Annotated in this window: 8 protein-coding genes and 1 tRNA gene; 2 read left to right on the top strand and 7 right to left on the bottom strand. The window is 70.6% G+C overall.

Annotation, left to right across the window (positions count from 1 at the left end):
* Positions 1 to 160: 160 nt before the first annotated feature.
* A complete protein-coding gene (locus tag ASG71_RS00305; RefSeq protein WP_056735977.1) occupies positions 161 to 1,540 on the top strand; it encodes an FAD-binding oxidoreductase in 1,380 nt (459 codons plus the stop codon).
* Positions 1,541 to 1,694: 154 nt separating this feature from the next.
* Here ASG71_RS00305 and ASG71_RS00300 read toward each other — a convergent pair whose 3' ends face one another.
* The 4 genes from ASG71_RS00300 to ASG71_RS00285 all read right to left on the bottom strand — a co-directional run bounded on the left by ASG71_RS00300 (position 1,695) and on the right by ASG71_RS00285 (position 5,398).
* Positions 1,695 to 2,855: a globin domain-containing protein gene (locus ASG71_RS00300; protein WP_056735975.1), complete on the bottom strand. Its 1,161-nt coding sequence runs from the start codon at positions 2,853 to 2,855 to the stop codon at positions 1,695 to 1,697.
* 149 nt (positions 2,856 to 3,004) lie between these two features.
* Positions 3,005 to 3,454 carry an RrF2 family transcriptional regulator gene (locus tag ASG71_RS00295; protein WP_056735973.1) on the bottom strand — a complete coding sequence of 150 codons (450 nt, stop codon included), beginning with the start codon at positions 3,452 to 3,454 and terminating at the stop codon, positions 3,005 to 3,007.
* A 13-nt stretch (positions 3,455 to 3,467) separates the two neighbouring features.
* Complete coding sequence (locus ASG71_RS00290; RefSeq protein WP_235563887.1) at positions 3,468 to 3,974, bottom strand: hypothetical protein; 507 nt, start codon at positions 3,972 to 3,974, stop codon at positions 3,468 to 3,470.
* Positions 3,975 to 3,979: 5 nt separating this feature from the next.
* The gene (locus tag ASG71_RS00285) at positions 3,980 to 5,398 is read right to left on the bottom strand and encodes a phosphomannomutase/phosphoglucomutase (protein ID WP_056735971.1); all 1,419 of its coding nucleotides are present in this window, start codon (positions 5,396 to 5,398) and stop codon (positions 3,980 to 3,982) included.
* Between the two features lie 123 nt (positions 5,399 to 5,521).
* On the opposite strand from ASG71_RS00285, the gene ASG71_RS00280 reads away from it, so the two are divergent.
* Positions 5,522 to 7,705, top strand: coding sequence for a RecQ family ATP-dependent DNA helicase (locus ASG71_RS00280; RefSeq protein WP_056735969.1), 2,184 nt, complete (start codon positions 5,522 to 5,524; stop codon positions 7,703 to 7,705).
* 8 nt (positions 7,706 to 7,713) lie between these two features.
* On the opposite strand, the gene ASG71_RS00275 is transcribed toward ASG71_RS00280, so the two are convergent.
* From ASG71_RS00275 to ASG71_RS00265, 3 genes are all read right to left on the bottom strand, one after another.
* Positions 7,714 to 9,351, bottom strand: coding sequence for a phytoene desaturase family protein (locus ASG71_RS00275; protein ID WP_056735967.1), 1,638 nt, complete (start codon positions 9,349 to 9,351; stop codon positions 7,714 to 7,716).
* Between the two features lie 125 nt (positions 9,352 to 9,476).
* Positions 9,477 to 9,564 (bottom strand) — tRNA-Ser (locus tag ASG71_RS00270).
* Between the two features lie 81 nt (positions 9,565 to 9,645).
* A complete protein-coding gene (locus ASG71_RS00265) occupies positions 9,646 to 11,901 on the bottom strand; it encodes a prolyl oligopeptidase family serine peptidase (protein WP_056735965.1) in 2,256 nt (751 codons plus the stop codon).
* Between the last annotated feature and the right edge of the window lie 24 nt (positions 11,902 to 11,925).

The following is an 11,925-nucleotide window of genomic DNA, read 5'->3' as shown; positions in this document are numbered from 1 at the left end:
GTGCGGCGGAGCGCCGGGACCAAGTCCTCTAGCCCGCGGCAGCGCAGGACTCCTAGGCTCATCGCATCCACCTGCGGGGCGCCGCGTTCAGGGCGGCCGGGCCACCCCGGCTTCGGGCTGCCGCGCGCGGCCCGCAGCAGACCAGACCCAGGAGCCCAGCATGCTTGCACCCGAGGAGATCCAGGCCCTTTCGAGGACCGTCCGGGGCCCCGTGCTGACACCGGACAGCGCGGAGTACGCCGCCGAGACGTTCGCCTTCAACGCCGCGGTCGTGCACCGGCCCGACGTCGTGCTGGGGGCCGAGGATGCCCGGGACGTGGCGGCCGGCGTGCGGTGGGCGGCGCAATGCGGGCTCCCGGTTGCGGTGCAGGCCACCGGGCACGGGGCCGACTCGGAGGTGCAGGGCGGCCTGCTGATCAGCACGCGGCGGCTCCAGGCGCTGCAGATCGACCCGGCCGCGCGGACCGCGCGCGTGGGCGCGGGCGTCAAGTGGCGCAGCCTCCTGGAAGCCAGCGTGCCGCACGGCCTGGTCGGGCTCCACGGGTCCAGCACCGACGTCGGCGTGGTCGGCTATACGGTCGGCGGCGGTCTTCCCGTCCTGGGCCGGGCCCACGGGTTTGCCGCCGACCACGTGCGCAGCATGGAGGTCGTCACGGCCGACGGCGCGCTGCGGCGGATCGACGCCGAGGCCGAAGCGGAACTGTTCGCCCTGATGCTCGGCGGCAAGGGCAATTTCGGGATCGTCACCGAGCTGGAGTTCTCCCTGTTCCCGCTGGGCGAGTTTTATGGCGGCGGGATCATCTACCCCGGCGCCGACGCTGCCGCCATCCTGGCCGCATTCCGGCAGTGGCTGCCCACCCTGCCGGAGGACGCGTCGCCCTCCATCTCCTTGCTGCGGCTGCCGGACATGGAGTTTGTCCCCGCACCGCTGCGCGGCCAGTTCGTGGTGCACCTTCGCTTCGCCGCGGCGGCCGGACGTGAGGAGGGCGACCGGCTGCTGGCGCCGATGCGCGCCGTGTCGACGCCGCTGATGGACACGGCAGGGCCCATGGACTATCTGGATGTCGACCAGATTCACATGGACCCGGCGGATCCCCTCCCGTTCACCGATGCCGGGGCGCTCCTGAAGGACCTAACCGAGGAAACCGTGGCCGACCTGCTCGCCCTCGCCGGGGAGGGCACGGATTGTCCGCTGCTGCTGGTGGAGATCCGGCCGCTCGGCGGGGCGCTGGCCCGGGCCGGGGCCTTGCCGAACGCCGTCTCGGGGCGGGATGCGGCGTTCCTGCTTTTCCTGCTGGGCTTCAAGATGCCGCCCATCGCAGAGGCGGTCCAGGCCTCCATCCGCAGCATCCTGGCTGCCATGGCCCCGCACTCCACCGGGTACACGCTGGTCAATTTCCACGGCGAGCCCGGCGACGAGGCCGACCGGGCCCGAGCCTGGTCACCGGCGGTGTACGAGTGGATGCGGGCGGCGAAGTCCAGCTACGACCCCGGCAACGTCCTGCGGTTCGGGCACGCCATTACCGGCGTCCCGGCCTGACCCGCGGCAGCCGCCGGGGCGCCCGGTAGCCCGGCAGGCGGGCGCCGGGGTACGGCGCGGGTGCGGCGGTCAGGTCCGGATAACGACGCCGGCGGCCCGCATCCTTCGCGCCGAAGGTGCGGGCCGCCGTCGTCTGTTACTGGCGAGGGGCTGCTCAGTTGGCGAGCCAGATGTCCGGGCCGAAGACCTCGTAGTGGATCTTGGTGGCGGGGATGCCGGCGTTGATGGCCTCGTTGCGGATGTTCTTCATGAACGGCAGCGGCCCGCACAGGTACAGCGAGGCATTCGCCGGCAGGTCCACGTCGCGCAGCGACATGAAGCCCTCCCGGGCGCCGGCCTCCGGACGTTCCAGCCAGAGCTGCAGTTCGGCGCCGTCGAGGCGTTCGACGTCGTCGGTCATCTGGGAGCGCAGCGCCCAGCTGTCCAGGGTGCTTTCGGCGTGCAGCACCAGCACCTGGCGATCCGAGCCGGACTCGGCGAGGGAGCGCAGGATCGAGGCGGACGGCGTGCAGCCGATGCCGGCCGAGGCGAGGACCACGGGGCCGTCGTCCTCCTTGAGCGTGATCTCGCCGTAGGGGTTGGAGATCTCGAGGACGTCGCCGACTTCGACATGCTTGTGCAGCACGGGGGAGACCTCGCCGCCGTCGTCGAGCTTGGTGGTGAAGCTGCGGCTGGTGCCGGCGTCACCGGAGAGCGAGTACTGGCGGACCTGCCGCAGGCCCTCCGGCAGGGTTACCTTGACGCTGACATACTGGCCGGACAGTGCGGGGGTGACCGGGGTGTCGTCCGCCGGTTCCAGGGTGAAGGTCATGGAGCCGGTGCCGGCGGCGGTCTTGGCGGCGACCCGCCACGGGGTCCACATCTTGTCGTTCGCCTGGTTGGCGTAGAGGCCCTTTTCCAGTTTGATCAGGGCATCGGCCATCAGCCAGTAGACCTCGGTCCAGGCCTCGGCGATTTCGGGGGTGATGACGTCAGCGAGGTCCTCGGCGATGGCGGCGAAGAGGTGCTCGTAGACCACCTGGTACTGGGGTTCGGTGATGCCGAGGGACGCGTGGCGGTGGGCGATACGCGACAGCACGGTCTCCGGGAGGGTGCCGGGGTTGCTGACCAGGTGGCTGGCGAAGGCGGCGATGCTTCCGGCCAGGGCCTGCTGCTGGTTCCCGGAGCGCTGGTTGGAGCGGCTGAAGAGACCGTCCAGCAGTTCGGGGTGCGCGCCGAAGAGACGGGCGTAAAACTTGCGCGTGATGTCGGCGATCCGGGAACCGACCAGCGGCAGGGTGGCCTCGATGACGGGGAAGGACTTGTCCGAGAGCATTGCTGACTCCTGAGATAGTGGCCCGGGGTCTTCAACCGGACCGATTCCGAAATACTTGTATTTCAAATACGAGTATTCATGCCTCAGTTCTACAGGTCGTAGAAATCGGTTGCAAATCGACGTGACGCCCGGGCGTGGCGTGGCGAGGACTAGAGGTCCGGGCGGAGGCCGATGGTCTGGAAGACGGGGGCCATCTGCCGTTCGGTGGGCAGGGACGCGACCACCAGTCCGTCCAGCTCCCGGTAGAACGCCTCCCGGGCGCGGGCCAGGGCCCCGCGCAGCCGGCATTCGGCGATCAGCGGGCAGGTGCCTGCGGAACCGACACAGTCGGCCGGGTCGGTCCGGGTGTCCAGTTGGCGCAGCAACTGGCCGACGGTGGCGGCGCGGCCGGCGGCGCTGAGCCGGGCCCCGCCCAGCCGGCCGCGCTCGACGTCGATCAGGCCGAGCTCGCGCAGCCTGGCCATCGCCTTGCTGACGTGGTTGTAGGGGGTGCCGACCGCGTCCGCGATGCTCTGGGTGGTGAGCAGCTCGCCGTCGGGCGCGGCTGCGAGCACCATCATGGCGCGCAGGCTCACGTCCGCGAAGGCGTTGATCTTCATCCGGCCGGCTTGTCTAGTCCACCCAGACGGTGGGTTCGTTGGTGTCGGCGGAGAGCTCGCCGAACTCCAGCGCGTTCGTTTGCGAATTCCCGCCGTAGGGCAGGACGGCCGCGAAGACGGAGCCGTCCCGGTGCTCGGCGGCCACGTGGATGGCGTCCGAGTCCTCTTCCAGCAGGGTGATGTCGCAGACGATCGCGGCGGCGCGGAACTCGTCCCGGTGCTGGCGGAGCAGCTCGGTCAGGTCCGCGATCATGCCGTCCGCGTCGAAGTCGGCGTCGGTGTCGCCGGCAGCGTCGGCCGGGGTGACAGCGACGAGGCGGACCTCGCCGTCGTTCTGCACGACCAGGGCGAACGGCAGGAAACCGCCGTTGCGCTCGAGCTGTTCCTGCGCCGCCCCAACGCCGGTGCCGAGCAGGTTCTCCAGGTCGGTCGCACTGGCGTCCGGCACGGAACCGCGCCAAGAGTCCTCGGTGGGGTCCGCCGGCTGCAGGTCAGGGCCGGAGGCTGCGGGATCAGTCACGGCCTTCAGCTCCGGACCAGGGCCAGGACCCGGTCGCGGACGCGCTCCATGGTTTCCTGGTCGACCGCTTCGACGTTGAGCCGCAGGAAGGGCTCGGTGTTGGAGGGGCGCAGGTTGAACCAGTAGCTTCCGTCCGCGGCGATGAACGTGCTGCCGTCAAGGTAGTCGACCTCGACATCCTCGGTGTGGAAATCCACCCGGACCCGTTCCACGGCGGCGGCCTTGTCCTCGATTTCCGAGTTGATCTCGCCGGAGGACCGGTAGGGCTCGTATTCGCGGCCCAGTTCGGACAGCGGGCCGTCCTGCTCGCCGAGCGCGGCCAGGACGTGCATGGCCGCGAGCATGCCGGTGTCGGCGTTCCAGAAGTCGCGGAAGTAGAAGTGCGCGGAGTGCTCACCGCCGAAGATGGCCCCCTCGGCGGCCATGACGGCCTTGATGAAGGAGTGTCCCACCCGGGTGCGGAACGCCCGGCCGCCTTCGCTGGCGACGAGTTCAGGCACCGCCCGGGACGTCAGGAGGTTGTGGATGATCGTGGGGGTGTCCTCGCCGCTGGCCTTGGCGCGGGCGATTTCGCGCCGGGCCACCATGCCCGTCACGGCGGACGGGGAGACCGGCTGGCCCTTTTCGTCGATCACGAAGCAGCGGTCCGCGTCGCCGTCGAAGGCGAGCCCCACGTCGGCGCCGTGCGCGATGACGGCGGCCTGCAGGTCGCGCAGGTTTTCCGGCTCCAGCGGGTTGGCCGGGTGGTTCGGGAACGAGCCGTCGAGCTCGAAGTAGAGCGGGATGATCTCCAGCGGGAGCTTGGGCAGCAGGGTATCGCCGAGCACCGCCGGGGTGGTCATGCCGGCCATGCCGTTGCCGGCGTCCACGACGACCTTCAGCGGACGGGAGCCGCTGAGGTCCACGAGGCTGCGCAGGTACTCGGCATAGTCCTTGAGCACGTCGCGCACGCTGATCAGGCCGCGCGGAACGTCGCCGGGGATGGTGCCGGCGTTGAGGTAAGCCTCGGCGGCGGCCTGGATCTCTTTGAGGCCGGTCTCGGAGGAGATCGGCACCGCGCCGGCCTTGGCCATCTTGATGCCGTTGTATTCGGCCGGGTTGTGGCTGGCGGTGAAGGTGGCGCCGGCCGCGTTCAGGGACCCGCAGGCGTAGTAGAGCTCGTCGGTGGAGATGAGGTCGAGCAGCTGGACGTTAGCGCCGCGGGTGGCCGCGCCGTTGGCGAAGGCCCGGCTGAACTCCGGCGAGGAGGGGCGCATGTCGCCGCCGACCAGAACGGTCTCTCCGGCCAGGTCCAGGACGTCCACGAACGCCGCCCCGACGGCCTCGACGATTTCGGTGGTGATGGATTCGCCCACAATGCCGCGCACGTCGTACGCCTTGAAGGACGCCGAAAGGTCAAAGGTCTTCGTCTGTTCGCTAGTCACGGCACCTATCTTACGTGGAACCGCCCGCGGCCCCGCCGGGCCGCGGGCGTATGTGGACAGGCCTTCTCCACATACCCGCCGGCCCGCTTCGTGGCTGTCGGAGCTGGCTGGGATACTGAATCAATGGCCACTAACCAGAACGCTGCAGTCCTTCCCGCCCCTGGATCCGCCGCCGGTGGCGGAACCCGTGACCAGGCCCGCGCCGTATTGCGGGAACTGGTGGGGCATCCGGAAGCGGAGTTCCACGACGGCCAGTTTGAGGCGATCGAGGCGCTGGTCGACGGCGGCCGGCGCGCCCTCGTGGTCCAGCGCACCGGCTGGGGTAAGTCCGCCGTCTACTTCGTCGCGTCCCTGCTGCTGCGCCGCCGCGGTGCCGGACCGACGTTGATCGTGTCCCCGCTGCTGGCACTGATGCGCGACCAGGTGGCCGCCGCCGCCCGCGCCGGGGTCCGTGCGGTAGCCATCAACTCCGCCAACCAGCTGGACTGGGACACCGTCCGCGCACAGCTCGCCGCCGATGAGGTGGACGTGCTCCTGGTGTCTCCGGAGCGGCTGACGAACCCCTCGTTCCGTGAGAACCAGCTGCCGGAACTGGTCCGCCGCACCGGCCTGCTGGTGATCGATGAAGCCCACTGCATCTCCGATTGGGGCCACGACTTCCGCCCCGACTACCGGCGGATCGCGGACCTCATCACCCAGCTGCCGGACACCGTCCCGGTCCTGGCCACCACCGCCACTGCCAACTCCCGGGTGGTCCACGACATCGAGGAGCAGCTTGGGGAGGGGGTCCTGACGATCCGTGGCGCCCTGGGCCGGGAATCCCTGCGCCTCGGCGTGCTGCGGCTGCCCGACTCCCGGCAGCGGCTGGGCTGGCTGTTGACCCATTTGCGTGACCTCCCGGGCAGCGGCATCATCTACACCCTGACCGTCTCCGCGGCGGAAGACACCGCCCGGCTGCTGGCCGAAGCCGGCCACGAGGTGCTCGCCTACACCGGACGCACCGACCCCGCGGACCGGGAGCGCGCCGAGCAACTGCTCAAGGACAACCAGGTCAAGGCACTCGTGGCCACCTCCGCCCTCGGCATGGGCTTCGACAAGCCGGACCTGGGCTTTGTGGTCCACCTGGGTGCGCCGTCGTCCCCGGTAGCCTACTACCAGCAGGTCGGCCGTGCGGGCCGCGGCGCGGCGAACGCCGACGTGCTGCTCCTGCCCGGCGCCGAGGACCGGGACATCTGGCAGTACTTCGCCACCGCCTCCATGCCCTCCGAGGAAAAGGCGGCCGCGGTCCTGACCGCCCTCGCCGAGGCAGGCACGGCCGTGTCCACCGTGGCGCTCGAGGCCCGGGTCGACCTGCGCCGCACGCCGCTGGAACTGCTGCTCAAGGTGCTCGCCGTGGACGGGGCGGTGGAGCGGGTCGGCGGCGGGTGGCGCTCCACCGGGCGCCCATGGACCTACGACGCCGAGCGGTACCGTCGGATCGCCGAGGCCCGGGTGGACGAGCAGGATTCCATGGTGATCTACCAGGACACGGCCGGCTGCCGGATGGAGTACATCACCTCGGTGCTCGACGACGAGACCGCCAGCCCCTGCGGCCGCTGCGACAACTGCGCCGGCCAGTGGTTCCCGGCCGACATCGCCGCGGACGCCACGGAAGCGGCGGGGGAGACCCTGAACAGGGCCGGCATGGTGCTGGAACCCCGGCTGCAGTGGCCCAGCGGCATGGACCGGCTGGGCGTGCCGGTGAAGGGCAAGATGAAAGCGGAGGAAAGCGTCGCCAATGGCCGCGTCCTGGCCCGCATGACGGACCTGGGCTGGGGCGGAGCCCTGCGGGAGATCTTCGCCGCCGGCGCCCCCGACCGCGCCGTGGACCAGGCCATGCTGCAGGCGTGCGTCCAGGTCCTGCGCGAGTGGGGCAGCGGTGACGCGCGCAACCCGGGCTGGAGCGGCGCGGCGCGCCCGGCGGCGATTGTGAGCGTCCCGTCCCGGAGCAAGCCCGAGCTGGTGCAGACGCTGGCGCAGGGGATATCAGGGATCGGCCGGATCCCGTACCTCGGCCAGTTGGAACTCGCCCATGGCGGCCCGACGGGCGGCCGGGGCGGAAACAGCGCCTACCGGCTCGCGGGAGTCTGGGACCGCCTCGTGGTGGGGCCGGAGCTCGAGGCGGCACTGGCGGGCATCCAGGGCCAGAGCGTGATGCTGGTCGACGACCTGGTGGACAGCCGCTGGACCGTCACGGTGGCCGGACGGGCGCTCCGGCTCGCGGGAGCCGGAGCCGTGCTGCCGCTCGTGCTCGGCCAAGCCGGCTAAGCCCACGTTTAGCGGCCTGAGCCCTCTGCTTCCAGGACGGCCATGGCGGCGTTGTGGCCGCCGATGGCGCTGACTGCGCCGCCCCGGCGGGCACCGGATCCGCAGAGCAGGAGGTGCGGGTCGTCGGTCTCGACGCCCCAGCGCCGGGCGGGGGTGTCCAGCGGCGTGTCGTCCTCCGCGAAGGGCCAGTCCAGCCCGCCGTGGAAGATGTTCCCGCGCGGCATGCCGACGGCCCGTTCGATGTCCAGCGTGGTCTTGGTCTCGATGCAGGGCTGGCCGTCCGGGCCGGTCAGCAGGAGGTCCTCCACCGGTTCGGCGAGGACGCTGTTCAGCGACCGCAGGACGGCAGCCTGCAGCTCGGCGCGGCGCACATCATTGTTGGCGGCGGTGACGAGCCGGTCCGGGACGTGCAGGCCGAACACCGTCAGGGTCTGCGCACCCGAGGCCTGGAGTTCGGGGGAGAGGATGCTGGGATCCGTCAGCGAATGGCAGTAGATCTCGCAGGGTAGCGGGTCCGGGACCTCGCCGGCCGCGGCGCCGAGGTACGCCGCGTCCAGCTGGGCCCAGGTCTCGTTGATATGGAACGTCCCGCCGAACGCCGCCTCCGGACTGACCGTGTCGTCCAGCAGCCGCGGCAGCCGTTTGAGCAGCAGGTTGACCTTGACCTGGGCGCCTTCACGGAGATGGTTCGGGTTCTGCGTCCCGTGCGGGGATCCGGTCCGAGCGGTGCCGGGACCGGCCTCACCGGCGCTGCGCAGGCGGTCCAGGACCACCGGAGCCACGTTGGCCAGCACCCAGGGGGCGGAGACGGTATGGTCGGCGCCGTCGTGCCGGTAACCCACGACGCCGCCGGCCCGGACCGACGTGGCTTCCGCCGAGGTGAGGATGAGCGCCCCGGCCTCCCGTGCGGCGCGTTCCAGTTCCCCGGACACCGCACCCATCCCGCCCACGGGCACGTCCCAGTCGCCGGTGCCGCCGCCGATCAGGTGGTAGAGGAAACAGATGTTCTGCTGCAGGTCGGTGTCGCCGGCCCGGGCAAACGTGCCGATCAGGGCGTCGGTCAGCACGACGCCGCGGACCAGGTCGTGGCCCAGCGCCCGGGAGATCGCCTCTCCAACCGGCCGTTCCACCATCGCTTCCCACGCGTCCTCCGCCCCGGCCAGGGCCGCCAGCCGTTTCGCCGCGGAGCGGGTGGGCAGCGGGTCGGTCATGGTGGGCCAGAGCGCGCGGGTGAGTCTGCCGCAGCCGGCATAAAAGTCGCTGAAGGCGCGGAATTCACCCTCCGGCGCCCCGACCGCGGCGAACGACGCCGCGGTGGCCGCGTCGTCGTCGTTGTCGATCAGCAGGCCGCGGCGCGGGTCCGCCGGGTCCGGGGTGTAGGAGGAGTACCGCCGCCGGGCCAGCGTGATGCGCAGGCCGAGGTCGTCGATAATCTGACGCGGCAGCAGGCTGACCAGGTACGAATAGCGCGAAAGCCAGGCCCCGACGCCGTCGAACGCCTCGGCGGAGACCGCCGCGCCGCCGGGCCGGTCGAGCTTCTCCAGGAGCAGGACCTTCCGCCCGGCCCGGGACAGGTACGCTGCGGCGGCGAGCCCGTTGTGGCCGCCGCCCAGGATGATCGCGTCAAACGCGTGCTTGGTCGACATGCGCCTATCCTGCCATCCGAAAACCCGCCCGGAGGTGAGGGAGCGTCGGGCAGGTTCGGCCCGGAGGTGAGGGAGCGTCGGAGCCGGGTACGCAAAAGGCCCCGGTCGAGGACCGGGGCCAAACGCGGAGACGGGGGGATTTGAACCCCCGGTGGAGTTGTGCCCCACACTTCATTAGCAGTGAAGCCCATTCGGCCGCTCTGGCACGTCTCCAATTGCTATTACTAGCCAACCAAGGATACGCAGAACCGGCCATGCAGTGCAAAACGGTCGACGCGCCGCCCGGCGCCGGGCTCAGGCGGCCCGGCCTGCCAGTGCGCGCCAGAGGAAATGCTGGCTCCGGCTTTGCAGCGCAGCGGCCTGGCGGTTGTCCGAGGCGCCGGCGTGCCCGCCCTCCAGCGCCTCGTGGAACCAGACGTTGGGGATGCCCATGGCCTGCATGCGGGCGGCCATCTTGCGGGCCTGCACCGGACCAACCCGGTCATCCGAAGTGGCGGTCCAGATGAACGTCTCGGGGTACTCCACGCCGTCGCGGAGCAGGTGGTAGGGCGAGAAGGTCCGGATGAACTCCCACTGCTCGGCCACGTCGGGGTCGCCGTACTCGGCGATCCAGGAATACCCGGCGGAGAGCTTGCTGTACCGGCGCATGTCCAGCAGCGGCACCCCGCAGGAGATGGCGCCGAAGAGCTCCGGGTACTGGGTGAGCATGTTCCCCACCAGCAGCCCGCCGTTGGAGCCGCCGACGCACCCCAGCCGCTGCCGGGACGTCACCCCGCGGGAGATCAAGTCCTGCGCGACCGCGGCGAAGTCCTCATAGGCCCGGTGCCGCTTGTCCTGCAGGGCGGCGCGGTGCCAGGACGGCCCGTACTCGCCGCCGCCGCGGATGTTCGCCACCACGTAGACGCCTCCGCGGCTGTGCGGTGCATCGCCTTCGGCCGCCGCGGATTCCTCCGTGCGCCGTTCCAGCCAGGCCCGGCCCACCGCGCCGCTGTACGCGGGGGTGCGGGAGATCTCGAAGCCGCCGTAGCCGGAGAGCTGGGTGGGGTTCTGGCCGTCGAGTACCAGGTCCCGGGCGGCGATCTGGAAGTACGGTACCCGGGTGCCGTCCTTGGACACGGCGAAGTGCTGCTGGACCTCGTAGGCGTCCTCGTCGAAGAACGACGGCGCGGTCCGGACCACCTCGTGCGTGCTGGTAACGCCGTCCACGCCGGCCCGGACCAGGGTGCCGCGAGTCAGCGTGCTGGGGGTCGTGAACCCGGTCGCGACGAGCCAGAAGTCGTTCCCGGCGGTACCGCCGGCATCCTCGCCGCCGCCGGTGTCCTCGTCAACGAGATCGTCCTCGTCGCTGACGGCGTAGGCGGTCACATCGTGCAGCGGCGGGCAGGCGTCCAGGGTGCTGGATGCCCAGGCCGCGTCGGTGCCCGGCCGTTGCGGATCCAGCACACGGATCTCCGAGGAAACGTCCCGCAGCAGGTTCAGCAGTAGGAAGTCCCGGGTCCAGCTCCAGGACTGCAGCGAGGTGTGCTCGTCGGGGGCAAAAAGCACGGACAGCTCCCGGCCGCCGGCCAGGTAATCCTCGAAGTCGGCTGCCAGCAGGGAACCGGCCGGGTAGGTGGTCCCCTCCACGGTCCACTCGCCCTGCGGGCGGAACAGCAGCCACTCGCGGTGGGAGCTGAGGTTGACGTCGGCGGGCACCTCAAGTTCGACCCACGAGCCGTCCCGCAGCACGGAGGTGCGCTTTTCAAAAAAGCTGATCCAGTCCACGGCGAAGGTCCGCTCGAAGCCGGGGGTCGGGTCGTGGAGCAGCAGGGCCATCATGTGCTCCTCGGGGATCTCGAAGAGCCGCTCCGCGGCGTCCAGGGTTTCGCCGCGGCGCAGCCGCACGCCGGTCCGGGCATAGGAAGAACTGGTGCGCGGCAGGTCCGCGGCGGTCGTCGCCACCAGCAGGGTGTCGGCGTCGAGCCACGAGACGTTGCCCTTGGCCGTCGGAAGGTCGAAGCCGCCCGTGGCCGGGTCGACGAAGCTGCGGGTCTCGACGTCGAACTCCCGGTAGCGGTTCGCGTCGCCGCCGTCGGGGGACAGCGCCAGGAGGGCGCGGCGGTGCGGCTCCCCGGGCGCCGGGCGCAGGAAATTCGCGCCGTGGAAGACCCATTCCTCGCCTTCGGCCGCGGCGAGGGCATCGACGTCCAGCAGGACCTCCCACTCGGGGGATCCGGCGCGGTAGCTCTCCCAGTCGGTCCGGCGCCACAGTCCTTTGGGGTTCTCGCGGTCTTTCCAGAAGTTGTAGTACCAGCGGCCGTGCTTGCCCACCATGGCGATCCGGTCGGTGGAGTCCAGCACCTCCAGGATCCGGTTCTCGAGCTCGCCGTAGTCGGCGTCTTCGAGCAGTTCCTCGGTGCGGGCGTTCTGCTCCCGGACCCAGGCCAGTTGCTCCTCGCCGTAGATGTCCTCCAGCCAGATGTTCTCGTCGACGGGTTCGGGTGCGGTAGCGGAAACCTCCCCGGAGGGCTCGCCGGACACAGTGGAATATTCAGCTGCAGAGGTGCTCATTCGCCCATCCAAGCAACAGCGGCG

The sequence above is a fragment of the Arthrobacter sp. Soil763 genome (assembly GCF_001428365.1).
GTDB lineage: Bacteria > Actinomycetota > Actinomycetes > Actinomycetales > Micrococcaceae > Arthrobacter.
The sequence above is the reverse complement of the archived record's forward strand: the minus strand, read 5'-3'. Positions and strand labels throughout refer to the sequence as shown.